The 14,564-nt window shown below is 71.4% G+C and carries 14 protein-coding genes and 1 pseudogene; 8 read left to right on the top strand and 7 right to left on the bottom strand.

The genetic code is table 11. The annotated features are described in order from the left end of the window. Positions 1-105: 105 nt before the first annotated feature. From KUM49_RS06770 to thpD, 6 genes are all read left to right on the top strand, one after another. Positions 106-1,206: an aminotransferase class V-fold PLP-dependent enzyme gene (locus KUM49_RS06770; RefSeq protein WP_217235783.1), complete on the top strand. Its 1,101-nt coding sequence runs from the start codon at positions 106-108 to the stop codon at positions 1,204-1,206. Between the two features lie 84 nt (positions 1,207-1,290). Beyond that, positions 1,291-1,818 carry a DinB family protein gene (locus tag KUM49_RS06765; RefSeq protein ID WP_217235782.1) on the top strand — a complete coding sequence of 176 codons (528 nt, stop codon included), beginning with the start codon at positions 1,291-1,293 and terminating at the stop codon, positions 1,816-1,818. A 291-nt stretch (positions 1,819-2,109) separates the two neighbouring features. Next, entirely contained in the window at positions 2,110-2,628 is a 519-nt protein-coding gene (ectA, locus tag KUM49_RS06760; RefSeq protein WP_217235781.1) for a diaminobutyrate acetyltransferase, read from the top strand. 27 nt (positions 2,629-2,655) lie between these two features. Beyond that, on the top strand, positions 2,656-3,927 hold the full coding sequence (gene ectB / locus KUM49_RS06755; RefSeq protein ID WP_217235780.1) for a diaminobutyrate--2-oxoglutarate transaminase: 1,272 nt from the start codon (positions 2,656-2,658) through the stop codon (positions 3,925-3,927). Positions 3,928-3,979: 52 nt separating this feature from the next. Next, positions 3,980-4,384: an ectoine synthase gene (locus tag KUM49_RS06750; protein ID WP_217235779.1), complete on the top strand. Its 405-nt coding sequence runs from the start codon at positions 3,980-3,982 to the stop codon at positions 4,382-4,384. A 7-nt stretch (positions 4,385-4,391) separates the two neighbouring features. After that, positions 4,392-5,288 (top strand): ectoine hydroxylase, encoded by an 897-nt coding sequence (thpD, locus tag KUM49_RS06745; RefSeq protein ID WP_217235778.1) that lies wholly within the window; start codon positions 4,392-4,394, stop codon positions 5,286-5,288. A gap of 21 nt (positions 5,289-5,309) precedes the next feature. Here the strand turns inward: thpD and KUM49_RS06740 are convergent, their stop codons facing one another. From KUM49_RS06740 to KUM49_RS06720, 5 genes and pseudogenes are all read right to left on the bottom strand, one after another. Continuing rightward, complete coding sequence (locus KUM49_RS06740) at positions 5,310-6,323, bottom strand: maleylpyruvate isomerase family mycothiol-dependent enzyme (RefSeq protein ID WP_217235777.1); 1,014 nt, start codon at positions 6,321-6,323, stop codon at positions 5,310-5,312. A gap of 43 nt (positions 6,324-6,366) precedes the next feature. Further along, positions 6,367-6,993: an RNA polymerase sigma factor gene (locus KUM49_RS06735; protein WP_217235776.1), complete on the bottom strand. Its 627-nt coding sequence runs from the start codon at positions 6,991-6,993 to the stop codon at positions 6,367-6,369. 44 nt (positions 6,994-7,037) lie between these two features. Beyond that, positions 7,038-8,090 carry an aminotransferase class V-fold PLP-dependent enzyme gene (locus KUM49_RS06730; RefSeq protein WP_217235775.1) on the bottom strand — a complete coding sequence of 351 codons (1,053 nt, stop codon included), beginning with the start codon at positions 8,088-8,090 and terminating at the stop codon, positions 7,038-7,040. 100 nt (positions 8,091-8,190) lie between these two features. Next, a complete protein-coding gene (locus KUM49_RS06725; RefSeq protein WP_217235774.1) occupies positions 8,191-8,907 on the bottom strand; it encodes a DsbA family oxidoreductase in 717 nt (238 codons plus the stop codon). A 60-nt stretch (positions 8,908-8,967) separates the two neighbouring features. Then, positions 8,968-9,970, bottom strand: a pseudogene (locus tag KUM49_RS06720) (GlxA family transcriptional regulator). A gap of 71 nt (positions 9,971-10,041) precedes the next feature. Between KUM49_RS06720 and KUM49_RS06715 the strand changes: the two are divergent. Continuing rightward, positions 10,042-11,424, top strand: coding sequence for an MFS transporter (locus tag KUM49_RS06715; protein ID WP_217235773.1), 1,383 nt, complete (start codon positions 10,042-10,044; stop codon positions 11,422-11,424). On the opposite strand, the gene KUM49_RS06710 is transcribed toward KUM49_RS06715, so the two are convergent. Next, on the bottom strand, positions 11,390-11,998 hold the full coding sequence (locus tag KUM49_RS06710) for a DUF1349 domain-containing protein (protein ID WP_217235874.1): 609 nt from the start codon (positions 11,996-11,998) through the stop codon (positions 11,390-11,392). The two genes, KUM49_RS06715 and KUM49_RS06710, sit on opposite strands and share 35 nt — an antisense overlap. 104 nt (positions 11,999-12,102) lie before the next feature. Continuing rightward, complete coding sequence (locus KUM49_RS06705) at positions 12,103-13,632, bottom strand: aldehyde dehydrogenase (NADP(+)) (protein WP_217235772.1); 1,530 nt, start codon at positions 13,630-13,632, stop codon at positions 12,103-12,105. Positions 13,633-13,790: 158 nt separating this feature from the next. Between KUM49_RS06705 and KUM49_RS06700 the strand changes: the two genes are divergently transcribed. Beyond that, a complete protein-coding gene (locus tag KUM49_RS06700) occupies positions 13,791-14,564 on the top strand; it encodes an IclR family transcriptional regulator (RefSeq protein WP_217235771.1) in 774 nt (257 codons plus the stop codon).

The following is a 14,564-nucleotide window of genomic DNA, read 5'->3' as shown; positions in this document are numbered from 1 at the left end:
AGAGGGGCGGCGGGGGGCGGTTACCCTCGTCTCGTCTACCCCGTGAGTGACACTCGTTACCCCGCGAGTGGGAGTCGTTGCCCCGTGAGTGAAGAGAGCACTGCCGTGACGCATCCGTTTCTGGATCTGGCCCCGTTGACCGCGGCGCACTTCGCGTCGATCGAGGACCGCGTGGCGCGTCTGCTGAGCACCCGGCAGGACGTGGTGATCATGCAGGGCGAGGCACTGCTGCCGCTGGAGGGTGCGATCCGTTCCACCGCCGGACCGGGCACCACGGCGCTGAACGTCATCACCGGTCCGTACGGGCAGACCTTCGGCGACTGGCTACGGGACTGCGGCGCGCGGGTCATCGACCTGGCGGTGCCCTTCCACACGGCCGTCACCGCCCAACAGATCCGGGACGCCTTCGCCGAGCATCCGGAGATCGACTTCGTGTCCCTGGTGCACGCCGAGGCCGCGACCGGCAACACCAACCCGGTCGCGGAGATCGGCGAGGTCGTACGGCGGCACGGTGCGCTGTTCTACCTGGACGCGGTCGCCTCCATCGGCGCGGAGCCGGTGCTGCCGGACGCGTGGGGCGTCGACCTGTGCGTGATCGGGGCCCAGAAGGCGATGGGTGGGCCCGCGGGGGTCTCGGCCGTGTCGGTGAGCGAGCGGGCGTGGGCGCGGATGGCCGCGAATCCGGGGGCCCCGCGACGGTCGTACCTCTCCTTGCTGGACTGGAAGGAGCGGTGGATCGACGGCGGCCGCAAGGCGCTGCCGCACGCGCCGGCGCAGTTGGAGATGCTCGCGCTGGGGGCGTGCGTCGAGCGGATCGAGGCGGTCGGGCCGGACACCGTGATGGACCGGCACCGGCGCGCCGCCACGGCGACGCGGGCCGGCGCCCGGGCGCTGGGCGCGGGCCTGGAGCCGTACGTGTACGAGGACGCGGAGGCCGCGCCTGTCGCCACGACGCTGAGGGCTCCTTCGGGGGTGGTGGCGTCGGAGCTGGTGGCTCGGGCCCTGGAGTCGGACCCGGCGGTGCCGCTGGTGGCGGGCGGGGGTGCGCTGGCCAAGGAGATGATCCGGGTGAATCACTACGGGGCGGACGCCACGCAGGGGGCGGTGCGGGCGAGTCTGGCGGCCCTGGGGGCCGCGTTGCGCAACCAGGGACTGAGCGTGGATGTGGAGGGGGCGCTGCGGGCGGTCGAGGGTGCGTGGCGGTAGTCGCCGGCTGAGCCCCGCCTCGGCCCGCGGCGACTCGTCCCCAAAGGCCGGACCGGCCGCGAACCCCCGTGGCATGCTCGGTTCATGACCACCGACACTCCCTCAACTCTCCCCGACGGCCGCCCCGTTCCCCTTCTGACCGGCGACGAGCGCCCCATGCTGGAGAGCTGGCTCGCCTTCCACCGGGCCACGCTGGAGCTGAAGTGCGCGGGGCTGGACGACGTGCAGGTGCGCAGGGCGTCCGCGCAGCCGTCGCCGCTCACACTGCTCGGGCTGGTGCGGCACCTCGCGGAGGTGGAGCGGAACTGGTTCCAGCGGGTGGCCGCGGGGCAGGACGTACCGCCGTTGCACGGGGAGGGACACGGGTACGTCCTCGATCCGGAGCGGGGGCTCGACGAGGCGCTGGCGGTGTGGCGCCGGGAGGTCGCCCGCGGGGACGAACTGTGTGCGGCGCGGTCGCTGGACGACGTGGGGCGGATCGCCGACGGGTTCATGGCCGGCGTCGAGGTCAGTCTGCGGTGGGTGTACATCCACATGATCGAGGAGTACGCGCGCCACAACGGGCACGCCGACATTCTGCGGGAACGGATCGACGGAGTAACAGGAGCCTAATTCCGAGATAATTCCGGGTATTCTTTTACGTGCAGCTTCCCGTATTCTTCTGCCCGCTTTTTCTCGACCTAAACGCAAAGATTCTGCGAACGCCCATCGGTGGAATTCGGGCAGATCTCGTGGGGATTACATGGCTGTGACGCGTTACACATGCTGTCCATTTCGCCCCTTATTTTCCTTTCAAATCAGCACATTCCTCCGCATGCACCCGCGCGAATAACATAAACAGCGCCCGGACGTAACCCCATCCGGCGATGCATTTTTCAATTTCCCTCGGTAAATTCACTGGGCATGACTGCCGCACAAGCAGACCTGCAAATCGACCGCCCGGTGGTGGCGGACGGAGCCGCGCTGTGGCGGATGGCAAGGGACTCGAAGGTTCTCGACCTGAACTCGTCCTACAGCTATCTGCTGTGGTGTCGCGACTTCGCCGCCACGTCGGCCGTCGCTCGCGACGAGCACGGCGAGCCGGTCGGCTTCGTCACCGGCTACGTCCGGCCGGACCGCCCCGGCACCCTGCTCGTCTGGCAGGTGGCCGTGGACGAGTCGCACCGCGGGCGCGGGCTCGCCGCCGCCCTGCTGGACGGGCTGGTCGCGCGCACCGCCGCCGAGCGCGGGGTGACCGGCGTCGAGACCACCATCACGCCGGGCAACACCGCCTCCGAGCGGCTGTTCACGTCGTTCGCCGAGCGTCACGGCGCCCGCCTGGAGCGCGAGGTGCTGTTCGACGCCGGTGTGTTCCCCGACGGCCCGCACGACCCCGAAGTCCTGTACCGCATCGGGCCCCTGTCCCTCACTCCCGCCGCCTGACCCCCACGCAACGAGGAGCGATTCGTCGTGACCATCACCCAGCCCGACCTCAGTGTCTTCGAGACCGTCGAGTCCGAGGTGCGCAGCTACTGCCGCGGCTGGCCCGCCGTCTTCGACCGTGCGCAGGGCAGCCGCATGTACGACGAGGACGGCCACGAGTACCTCGACTTCTTCGCCGGAGCGGGCTCGCTCAACTACGGCCACAACAACCCCGTTCTCAAACGGGCGCTGATCGACTACCTGGAGAGGGACGGCGTCACGCACGGTCTCGACATGTCGACCACCGCCAAGCGGGCCTTCCTGGAGTCCTTCCAGAACCTGGTGCTGCGGCCGCGCGACCTGCCGTACAAGGTCATGTTCCCCGGGCCGACGGGCACCAACGCCGTGGAGGCCGCGCTGAAGCTGGCGCGGAAGGTGAAGGGGCGCGAGGCGATCGTGTCCTTCACCAACGCCTTCCACGGCATGTCGCTCGGCTCGCTCGCCGTGACCGGCAACGCCTTCAAGCGGGCCGGCGCGGGCATCCCGCTCGTCCACGGCACGCCGATGCCGTTCGACAACTACTTCGACGGGCAGGTCCCGGACTTCCTCTGGTTCGAGCGACTGCTCGAGGACCAGGGCTCCGGGCTCAACAAGCCCGCCGCGGTGATCGTGGAGACCGTGCAGGGCGAGGGCGGCATCAACGTCGCGCGTCCGGAGTGGCTGCGCGCTCTCTCCGAGCTGTGCAAGCGGCAGGACATGCTGCTCATCGTCGACGACATCCAGATGGGCTGCGGACGTACGGGCGCCTTCTTCTCCTTCGAGGAGGCCGGCATCACGCCCGACATCGTCACCGTGTCCAAGTCCATCAGCGGCTACGGCATGCCCATGTCGCTGTGCCTGTTCAAGCCCGAGCTGGACATCTGGGAGCCGGGCGAGCACAACGGCACCTTCCGCGGCAACAACCCCGCCTTCGTCACGGCCACCGCCACGCTGGAGGCGTACTGGGCGGACGGCTCCGTGATGGAGAAGCAGACCCGCAAGCGCGGCGAGCAGGTCGAGCAGGCGTTCATCTCCATCACCGAGGAGAACCTCGCCGACGTGAAGGAGTACCGGGGACGCGGGCTCGTGTGGGGCATGGAGTTCCACGACAAGGAGCGCGCCGGCAAGATCGCGCACCGCGCCTTCGAACTCGGGCTGCTCATCGAGACGTCGGGCCCGGAGAGCGAGGTCGTGAAGCTGCTGCCGGCGCTCACCATCACGCCCGAGGAACTGGACGCCGGGCTGAGCATCCTCGCCCGTGCCGTCCGCGAGACCGCCTGAACCCTTCGGGCCCGACCCATCAGCACATCCACCTAGGAGGCATCGCAGCACCGTGATCGTCCGTTCGTTCAAGGACCTCGAAGGCACCGACCGGCACGTGAAGGCCGAGTCCGGCACCTGGGAGAGCAAACGCATCGTCCTCGCCAAGGAGAAGGTCGGCTTCTCCCTGCACGAGACGGTCCTGTACGCGGGTACGGAGACGTCGATGTGGTACGCGAACCACGTCGAGGCCGTCGTGTGCGTCGAGGGCGAGGCCGAGCTCACCGACGACGAGACCGGGCAGAAGTACGCGATCACGCCCGGGACCATGTACCTGCTCGACGGCCACGAGCGGCACACGATGCGGATCAAGAAGGACTTCCGCTGCATCTGTGTCTTCAACCCGCCCGTGACCGGCCGGGAGGACCACGACGAGAACGGTGTCTACCCGTTGCTCACCGAACCCGAGGAGGTGTGACATCACCATGACGACCGCCACCAGGATCCCCGATCTCTATCCCAGTCGTGGCGCCACCGAGGTGGCCACCGAGCGCAAGGACCCGGTCGTGTGGTCCGCGCCCGGCACGCCCGGCCCGATCGCCCATGCCGGACTGCAGTCCTTCGAGCGCGACGGCTTCCTCGCCGTCGACCAGCTCATCGGCCCGGACGAAGTACCCCTGTACCGCGGCGAGTTGGAGCGGCTCGTCACGGATCCCGCGATCCGGGCCGACGAGCGGTCCATCGTCGAGCCGCGGACCCAGGAGATCCGGTCCGTCTTCGAGGTGCACAAGATCAGCGAGATCTTCGCGAACCTCGTGCGCGACGAGCGGGTCGTCGGCCGGGCCCGGCAGATCCTCGGCTCGGACGTGTACGTCCACCAGTCGCGGATCAACGTCAAGCCCGGCTTCGGCGCCAGCGGCTTCTACTGGCACTCCGACTTCGAGACCTGGCACGCCGAGGACGGCCTGCCGAACATGCGCACGGTGTCGGTCTCGATCGCCCTCACCGAGAACTACGACACCAACGGCGGTCTCATGATCATGCCGGGGTCGCACCGTACGTTCCTCGGGTGTGCGGGGGCCACGCCGAAGGACAACTACAAGAAGTCGCTGCAGATGCAGGACGCGGGCACGCCGTCCGACGAGGCGCTGACCGCCATGGCGAGCGAGTACGGCATCAAGCTGTTCACCGGCAAGGCCGGTTCGGCGACCTGGTTCGACTGCAACTGCATGCACGGCTCGGGCGACAACATCACGCCCTTCCCGCGCAGCAACGTCTTCATCGTGTTCAACAGCGTGGAGAACGAGGCGGTCGAGCCGTTCGCGGCACCGGTGCGCCGGCCCGAGTTCATCGGGGCCAGGGACTTCACGCCGGTGCGGTAGGTCCTCGGGGAGCGGGCGGTGTCACAGCCAGGCGAGTGACGCCGCCCGCTCCAGCACGTTCCGTACGGCCTCCTCGTCCCCGTCGGCGCCCCGCGGCACCTCGTCGGGTGCGTACCGTCCGCCGACCAGGAGGCAGAAGTCGACGGGGTTCAGGGCGAGTTCGGCGCGTACGGGCTCGTCCTCGGAGCCCAGCACCCATTCCTCGCCGCCGGTGACCGCGAACAGCACCGGCGGCGCGGTGGGTCCCAGGGCCAGGCCGAGGACGCGGACGGCCAGCCGGACCAGCTGCCACAGGTGTGCCTCGGGCGGCGGCGGGACGGACAGGCCGAGGGCGCGACCGATGTCGTCGGTGTGGATCCACACCTCGAAGGCCCGCACCAGGAAGTGCTCGGCGACCGGCAGCCGCATCCCCATCAACGTCACGGCCGACGCCGCCGGTTCGGGATCACGTGCCTCGGGCGTGGCGAGCAGCGCGTCCGCCTGTGCGGCCCAGTCGGCAACCGTCTCTTCGGGCGTACGGCCCGACTCGTGGGCGATGACCTGGGCGGTACGCCGGTTCCAGGCCTGCTCCCAGTTGGGGCCCTCGACGGCGGGCGGCGCGGCCGGCACCCGAGTGCCGACGCCGAGCCGCCCGGCCAGGGGCTCGTCCGCGGCGAGGAGGTGGGCCACGGTCGCGTGCACGTCCCAGTCGTGCACCACCCAGGTTCCCCAGCGGCCGTCCGCCTCGGGCAGCAGCGCCCTGAGCCCGGCGACGGCGGCGGCGTAGGGGGCGGCGTGCGGGGCGACACGGGGTGCGGGCGGGCGGACGCGCAGGGCGAGCGGCAGCACGCCGGGCGTCGCGGCGGGCCACTGCGAGGGCTCGGCCGGCGGCGGTCCGTCCAGCAGTCGTACCGTCTCCCGCAGCCGTTCCGCCTGCGCCGCGCAGTCCTCGCACTCGGCCAGGTGCCGGGAAACCCTCTTCTCGTCGGCCGGTTCCAGGGCGCCCAAGGCCCAGGCGGCCAGCAGGTCCCGTACGCCGTCGTGATCCGTGGTCATCGCACACCTCCTTCCCGCTCTTGCCGCGGTTCCCCGCCTGCCATCATGCGCCTGCCTCCCACGCCGGGTCGGGCGGGTCGGGCGCATCCGCCAAGGACGCGGCCAAGGTGCGCAGCGCCTTGCGCAGGCGGGTCTTGGCGGTGCCCTCGGGGATGCCGAGTTCGACGGCGGCCTGCCGGTAGGTGCGGCCCGCGAAGTAGGCGAGGTGCACCACCTCCCGTTGGGACTGCGGGAGTTCGGCGAGCGCGGAGTGCAGGAGCAGGGAGCGTTCCCGGTCGACGACCGCCTCGTCGGGGCCGGGAGCGGCATCGGGGATGGTGTGCAGAGCGAGGTCGTCGGCGCGGGCGTCCTTGCGGTGCCGGGCCTCGCTGCGCACCCAGTCGACGGCCCGCCGGTGGGCGAGCAGGGACAGCCAGGTGCGCAGGGTGCCCCGGCCGGCGTCGAAGGCGTACGGCCGGCTCCACAGCTGGGCGAAGACCTCCTGCGCCACGTCCTCGGCGGCGGCCGGAGTCCGGGTGACCCGCAGGGCCACCCGCCGCACCAGCCCGCCGTACGCCGTGTAGGCCTCCGTCAGCGCCGACTCGTCGCCGTGCACCAGCCGCCGGTGCAGCTCCGCGTCGGCGGACGGTTCGACGGACGTCTTGCCCCTGGACTCCAACGGCACCACCACCCCTGCGCCCTTCCTAGCGTCCCGGGCGGGCCGGCGCCACCGGTTCAGCCGGACAGGACCTCCAGCAGCCGGTCCACGTCCGCCGTCGTGTTGTACAGGTGGAAGGAGGCGCGCAGGTTGCCCGCACGGTTGGAGACCCCGAGGCCGGCGCTGTCCAACTCCGGCTGGCGGTGGCCCAGTCCGGGCACGGACACGATCGCCGAGCCGGGTGCGGGCACCGGTTCGCGGCCGAGGCCGGCGAGTCCCGAACGGAAGCGGTCGGCGAGGGCGAGGTCGTGGGCGTGCACGGCGTCCACGCCGAGTTCCTCGATCAGTTCGAGGGAGCTGCGCATACCGGCGTACGAGAAGAGGGCGGGAGGCAGGTCGAAACGGCGTGCGGAGTGGGCGAGTTCGGTGACGGGGCCGTAGCAGCTGTCCCAGGGGTTCTCCCCCGCGACCCAGCCCGCCAGGATCGGCGTCAGGGCGCCGAAGTCCTCCGGCACGACGAGGAAACCCACTCCGTGCGGCCCGAGCAGCCACTTGTAGCCGACGCTGACGGTGTAGTCGTACTTGTCGGCCTCGATCGGCAGCCAGCCGGCGGACTGGGAGACGTCGAGGTACGTACGGGCGCCGTGCGCCCGGGCCGCTTCCCGGAGGGCGGGCAGGTCGGCGATCCGGCCATCGGCCGACTGCGCGGAGCTGACCGCGACGAGCGCGGTGCCGTGTCGGACGGACTCGGCGAGGCGTTCCAGCGGCACGGCCCGGACCTTGAGGTCGCCGCGGGCGTAGAAGGGGTTCACGACGGAGGTGAAGTCGTCCTCGGCGGTGAGGACTTCGCTGCCCGCGGGCAGCGAGGCGGCGACCAGTCCGGTGTACGCGACGACCGAGGACCCGGCCGCGACCCGGCCGACCGGGACGCCGGCCAGCCGGGCGAAGGCGGCCCGGGCGGCCTCCACGTCGGCGAACAGGGAGTCCAGCGGCCGGCCCTCGGCCCTGAGCCGCACGGCCTCGTGCAGGGCCGCGACGGTACGGGCCGGCAGCAGCCCGCTGCTCGCGGTGTTCAGATAGGTGTTCTTCGGGGCGAACTCGGCACGGACGCGGCTCTCGAAGGTCTCCATGGGACCACTGTGAGCCCTCCGACAACCTCCGGTCCATTGCGAATTTTTACGTGATTCCTCTTAGCGGCGCTTATACGTCCGCTCCGACCTGCGCGTTTCCTCAGTGCTGCGGCACCGCGCACCCGTCCGGGCCGCACGCCTGCGCGTCCGTCTGGTCGAGCAGCTGCAGCGGCGGACGCTCGCCCCAGGCCTGGGTCAGCGCCTGGGCGAAGACCTCGGCGGGCTGGGCGCCGGAGACGCCGAACTTGCGGTCGAGGACGAAGAAGGGCACGCCGTTCGCGCCGAGCTCGGCGGCCTCCCGCTCGTCGGCGCGGACCTCCTCGGCGTAGGCGGCCGGGTCGGCGAGCACCTCGCGGACGGCGTCGGCGTCGAGGCCCGCGGCGACGGCCAGCTCGACGAGCCGTTCCTCGCCCTCGGCGAAGACGGACCGCTCCTCGGCGAAGTTGGCCTGGTAGAACAGGGCGAGGAGTTCGTCCTGACGGCCCTGCGCCTTGGCGAGGTGCAGGAGACGGTGCATGTCGAAGGTGCTGCCGTGGTCACGGCCGTGGGTGCGGTACTCCAGCCCTTCGGCGGCGGCCTGCGCACCGAGGTTCTCCTCGCCGGCCTGGGCCTGCGCCTCGCTCATGCCGTACTTCTTGGTGAGCATCGTGAGCACGGGCTGGATGTCGTCCTTGGCGCGGCCGGGGTCCAGCTCGAACGACCGGTGCACCACCTCGACCTGTCCGCGGTGCGGGAAGGCCTCCAGCGCCTTCTCGAAGCGGGCCTTGCCCACGTAGCACCAGGGGCAGGCGATGTCGCTCCAGATCTCGACGCGCATGGTGGCAACACTCTCCAGGTCGTGGCGGTGCGGAGGCTTTCTCCGTAGGTGCGTGAACGTTCAAGCAGCGGGATTCATTCCCCCGGTCTCGACGGTCGTGGTTCCCAGACGGCTGAACTGCGCCCGGTACGCGCTCGGCGTCAGGCCGGTCCGCCGGACCAGATGCGCCCGCAGCGAGTCGGCCGTGCCGAGACCGCTCTCGCGGGCCACCTGGTCCATGGGCAGGCCGGTGGTCTCCAATAGCTCCTTGGCGCGCTCGATGCGCTGGTGGAGCAGCCACTGGAGGGGGCTGACCCCGCTCTCGGCGTGGAAGCGGCGGGTGAGGGTGCGTACGGAAACCCCGGCGTGGCGGGCCAGATCGGTCAGGGTGAGCGGCTTGTCGAGGTTGCGCATGGCATGGCCGCGGATGTCGGCGCAGGCGGTGCCGCGCTCGGGCGGCAGCGGGGTCTGCGTGAACTGGGCCTGGCCGCCGGGGCGGACGGGGGCGACGAGTGCGAGGCGGGCGACCTGGTTGGCCGCTGCGGCGCCGTAGTCGGTGCGGATGATGTGCAGGCACAGGTCGATGCCGGCGGCGTAGCCGGACGCCGTCAGGTACGGCCCGTCCTGCACGAACAGCACGTCTCCGCACAGGTTCACCCCCCGGGTACCGCCTGCGGAGTTCCTCGGCGTGCGCCCAGTACGTGGTGGCCCTGCGCCCCTCCAGAAGGCCGGCCTCGGCGAGCTGGAAGGCGCCGGTGCACAGCGCCGCGATCCGCTTGCCGTCGGCGGCCGCCTCGCGCACCGCGGCCACGATCCGCGCCTCCGGCTCGAACGGCGCCCCGGTGCCCGCCACCAGCACCGTGTCCGCGTCCCGCACCGCGTCGAGACCGCGCCCCACGGCCAGATCGAGGCCGCCGGTGGTGGGCACCGGTCCCGGCTCGGCCGTGCAGATCACCACCTCGTACCCCGGCCGCCCGTCCCTGACGACCTTGCCGAAGAGCATCTCCGGGATGGCGAGGTTGAACATCGACACGGGCGAGGGCGCGATGACGACGACGCGGTGCGGGACGACCGACTGGGTCATGGCCAGAACCTCCGGGCATATGGCATTCCGGCCACTACTGTACGTCGCCGGGGATCCGCAGCATGTAAGCCATGTCAACGAACCGGACCCTCAAGGCCGACGAACCCGCCATCGAGCAGCAGGAGTTGGACGCCGACCGGCCCTCACCCGCGCTCACCCTCACCGCCGCCCTCCTCGGCTTCGCACTGATCTGTCTCGACGCGTCCGTGGTGAACGTGGCGCTGCCCGCGATCGGTTCCTCCTTCGGCAGCGGCATGTCCGGTCTGCAGTGGGTGGTGGACGCCTACACGCTGGCCTTCGCCGCGCTCATGCTGTCCACCGGGGCGTTCTCCGACCGGGCGGGGGCGAGCCGCGCGTACGCGCTGGGCACCGCGGTGTTCACGCTCGCCTCGGTGGGCTGCGGGCTGGCGCCGAACCTGCCTGCCCTGATCGGCGCGCGGACGGTGCAGGGCGTGGCGGCGGCCGTCGTGCTCCCGGCCTCGCTGGCGCTGGTGCGGCAGGCCTACACCGATCCGGCCAAGCGGGCCCGGGCGGTGGCCCTGTGGGCGGCCGGGGGTTCGGCGGCGGTGGCGCTGGGCCCGGTGGCGGGCGGTGCCCTGACGACGGCCTGGGACTGGCGCGGGATCTTCTTCGTCAATCTGCCGGTGGGGCTGGTCATCCTGGCCCTGCTGGTGCGGGCCCCGCGCTCGGAACGCCGTCCGGCACCGCTGGATCTGCCGGGCCAGGTGACGGCGGTGCTGGCCCTGACGGCGCTGACGTTCGCCGTGATCGAGGGCGGGGCGGCGGGCTGGGCCGCGGGGGCGGTGGCCGTCGTCGCCGGTGCCGCGTTCGTCCGGATCGAGGCGCGCCAACCGCACCCGGTCGTCCCGCTCGGGCTCTTCCACGACCGGACCGTGACCGCGACGGTCGCGGCGGGAGCCGCGGTCAGCGTCGCCTTCTACAGCATGGTGTTCGTCTTCTCGCTCTTCTTCCAGCAGGTCCAGGGGCGCTCCGCGCTGGCCGCGGGGCTGATGTTCCTGCCGATGACCGGGCTGATCGCGGTGACGAACGTGGTGGCGGGCAAGCTCGCCGGCCGGTACGGCCCCCGGTTGCCCATGCTGGCGGGTCAGGGGCTGGCCGCCGCGGGACTGCTGGTGCTGCTGTACGTCGACTCCGGCACGCCGTCGGCTCTGGTGGCCGTCCTCCTGGTCCCCATGGCGCTGGGCTGCGCCCTGACGGTGCCGCCGCTGACCGCGGCCATGATGGACGCCGTACCCGCCGAGCGGGCGGGGCTGGCGGCCGGGGTGCTCAACTCGGCGCGCCAGGTGTCCGGGGGGCTGGGGATCGCCGTCTTCGGGGCGCTGGTCTCCGACGGGTTCGTCGAGGGGATGCGGCTGAGCCTGATCATCAGCGCGGCCCTGCTGGCGGTGACGTTCGCGCTCAGCTGCCGTCTCTCAGGTCCTTCGGCCAGCTAGGCCGGAACTCGATGTGGTCGTAGGTCACCACGCAGCCCTCCCCCATCGGCGACTGCGCCATGAACCCGACCAGGGCCGCGCCGGTCTCCTTCTCGTCCCCGAGGGTGAAGAGCCGGACGAAGGTCCAGCGCTGTCCGTCGCGGGAGGCGTGGAAGGCGAAGGCGCGGCCGGTGCGGCTCACCCTGAGCCAGACGGAACTGCCCTCGACGGTCCAGGAGTTGGCGTCGTCGGAGTGCCCCCGGGTGACCACCGTGCAGACGGTGGCCACGTCCGGGGAGTACTCCAGACACAGCTTGGCCCAGGCCCGCTCACCGACATGGACGTAGAGCACCCCCGCGTCGAAGGCCCCGGCGAACCCCACGGTGACGCGCGCGATCAGCTGGAAGTCCCCTTCGGGGTCACCCAGCAGCCGCGGCGCGTCGGAGGCGGGGTCCAGTCCCTCACCGGTGGGCGGCACGAAGCGGTCCTGGCGGGGACCCGCCCATCCGGTGAGCACACCGTCCTCGTGGGACCAACTGCCGTCGGGCCCATAGGCACGCAGGGGAAAGGGCAGTTCGGGAATCTCCACGTCCAGTACCTGTTCGATCAGGGGTCAGGGGAACGTCCCCAGGGGCGCGGGGAACTGCGCGACCGGCCACGACGGACCGGCAGCCGGCAGCCCACCGCACCCCTGCGGCGCTACCGCTCCAGTCGCCCGTTGAACCGCCGCGGCAGCCCCAGCGGATTCTCGTCCCGAAGCTCCGCAGGAAGCAGCGCCTGCGGAGCGTTCTGGTACGCGACCGGCCGCAGCCACCGCTCGATGGCCGTCCCGCCGACGGACGTCGACGTCGACGTCGTGGCCGGGTAGGGACCGCCGTGATGCTGGGCCGGAGCGACGGCGACACCCGTCGGCCACCCGTTCACCAGCACGCGGCCGGCCAGCGGGGTCAGCTCGGCGAGGATCTCCGCGCCACGCCCCTCACCGGCCGCCTCCTCCGTCGACAGATGAACCGTCGCGGTGAGGTTGCCGGGGAGACGGGACAGGACGGCCTGCGCCTGCGCGTCGTCGTCGTAGCGGGCCACGACGGTCACCGGCCCGAAGCACTCCTCCAGGAGCAGGTCGTAGGCGCCCTCGCTGGTCAGCTTCTCCGCCGACACCGTCAGGAAGCCCGCGCTCACCGTGTGCTCGCCACCCGCACCGGGTGTCACCGGGGAGTCCACCTCGGGCAGCTCGGCCCGCTCGGCGACGCCCGCGACGAAGTTGTCCCGCATGCGGTGGTCGAGGAGCACCCCGGCCTCGGTGTCGCTGACGGCGTCGGTCAGGGACTTCAGCAGACGGTCGCCCGACGCACCGGACGGGGCGAGGACGAGCCCCGGCTTCACGCAGAACTGGCCGACGCCCAGCGTCATCGAACCGGCCAGGCCCGCGCCGATCGCCTCGGGGCGTTCCGCGGCCGCCGCCTCCGTGATCACGACGGGGTTCAGCGACCCCAGCTCGCCGTGGAACGGGATCGGCACCGGTCGCGCGGCCGCCGCGTCGAAGAGGGCGCGTCCGCCGCGTACCGAGCCGGTGAATCCCGCGGCCGAGACCAGCGGGTGCTTGACCAGTTCGACGCCGGCCTCGAAGCCGTGGACGAGGCCGAGGACGCCGTCCGGGATGCCGTGCTCGGCGGCGGCCCTGCGCAGTACGGACGCGACCAGCTCGGACAGGCCCGGGTGGTCGGGGTGGGCCTTGACCACGACCGGGCAGCCCGCGCCCAGCGCGCTCGCGGTGTCGCCGCCGGCGACCGAGAAGGCGAAGGGGAAGTTGGAGGCCGAGTAGACGGCGACGACGCCGAGCGGCACCTTGTAGCGGCGCAGGTCGGGGATCGGCGGCGTCGCGGTGTCGTCGGGGTGGTTGATGACGACGTCGAGGAAGGCGCCCTCGTCGACGATGTCCGCGAAGGCCCGCAGCTGGTAGCAGGTGCGGGCGAGTTCGCCGGTCAGCCGGACCGGGCCGAGCGCGGTCTCGGCGTCGGCGGCCTCGACGAGGTGGTCCTTGGACGCCTCCAGGCCGGCCGCGGCGCTGCGCAGGAAGGCCGCGCGGACCGTGCGGTCGGCGAGGGCGCCGCGCGCGGCGTGCGCGGCCCGGACGGCGGCGTCCACCTCCTGGGCTGTGGCCTCCACCGCAACCTGTTCACGCTGCTTCCCGGTTCGGGGGTCGACACTCCAGACTGGTGCTGCTGCCACCGCGGGTCCCTCCACGTTGCTCGGCCGTCGGCGTGTTTGCCGCTTTATTGCCGCTGTTTCCAGGTCATCCACCAGGTCGTTCGATATGCTGAACGCTGTCTCTGATGGTGAATATGCTGTCGGAGACTATTTCCCGTCGAACGAAGGGGTCAAGGGCGATGTCGGCAGCCGAGACAGGCGGCGGGGCACAGGTCAAGTCCGCGGTACGGACCGTTGAACTGCTGGAGTACTTCGCCGGACGCCCCGGCATGCACTCCCTGGCCGCGGTCCAGGAGGCCGTCGGATACCCCAAGTCCAGTCTGTACATGCTACTGCGCACGCTCGTGGAGCTGGGCTGGGTGGAGACGGACGCGACGGGCACCCGGTACGGCATCGGCGTGCGGGCGCTGCTGGTCGGCACGTCGTACATCGACGGCGACGAGGTGGTCGCGGCGGCCCGTCCGACGCTGGACCGCCTCTCGGACGACACCACGGAGACGATCCACCTGGCGCGTCTGGACGGCACGAACGTCGTCTACCTCGCTACCCGCCAGTCCCAGCACTATCTGCGCCCCTTCACCAGAGTGGGCCGCCGCCTGCCCGCGCACTCCACGTCCCTCGGCAAGGCGCTGCTGAGCACCTACTCGGACGAGCAGGTCCGCAAGATGCTGCCCGAGACCCTGCCCGCCCTGACCGAGCACACGATCACCGACCGGGAGAAGCTCATCGAGGAGCTGCACCAGGTGCGGGACCAGGGCTTCGCCGTGGACCGCGAGGAGAACACCCTGGGACTGCGCTGCTTCGGCGTGGCGATCCCCTACCGCACCCCGGCGCGCGACGCGATCAGCTGCTCGGTGCCGGTGGCCCGGCTGACTCCCGCCCACGAGCAGATGGTGAAGGACGCGCTGTTCGACGCCCGTGACCGACTGACACTCGCCACTCGGAGGCTCTGA

Source organism: Streptomyces sp. AC555_RSS877 (assembly GCF_019049245.1).
Taxonomy (GTDB): Bacteria; Actinomycetota; Actinomycetes; order Streptomycetales; family Streptomycetaceae; genus Streptomyces.
Note: the sequence above shows the minus strand (reverse complement) of the source record. Positions and strands in the feature narration are given on the sequence as shown.

What these genes read in the sequence shown, in the direction of transcription:
- thpD (WP_217235778.1), top strand. Translation starts at nt 4,392, where the DNA reads ATGACGACCGCCACCAGGATCCCCGATCTCTATCCCAGTCGTGGCGCC.
- KUM49_RS06765 (WP_217235782.1), top strand. Translation starts at nt 1,291, where the DNA reads ATGACCACCGACACTCCCTCAACTCTCCCCGACGGCCGCCCCGTTCCC.
- ectA (WP_217235781.1), top strand. Translation starts at nt 2,110, where the DNA reads ATGACTGCCGCACAAGCAGACCTGCAAATCGACCGCCCGGTGGTGGCG.
- KUM49_RS06725 (WP_217235774.1), bottom strand. Translation starts at nt 8,907, where the DNA reads ATGCGCGTCGAGATCTGGAGCGACATCGCCTGCCCCTGGTGCTACGTG.
- KUM49_RS06730 (WP_217235775.1), bottom strand. Translation starts at nt 8,090, where the DNA reads ATGGAGACCTTCGAGAGCCGCGTCCGTGCCGAGTTCGCCCCGAAGAAC.
- KUM49_RS06715 (WP_217235773.1), top strand. Translation starts at nt 10,042, where the DNA reads ATGTCAACGAACCGGACCCTCAAGGCCGACGAACCCGCCATCGAGCAG.
- KUM49_RS06740 (WP_217235777.1), bottom strand. Translation starts at nt 6,323, where the DNA reads ATGACCACGGATCACGACGGCGTACGGGACCTGCTGGCCGCCTGGGCC.
- KUM49_RS06700 (WP_217235771.1), top strand. Translation starts at nt 13,791, where the DNA reads ATGTCGGCAGCCGAGACAGGCGGCGGGGCACAGGTCAAGTCCGCGGTA.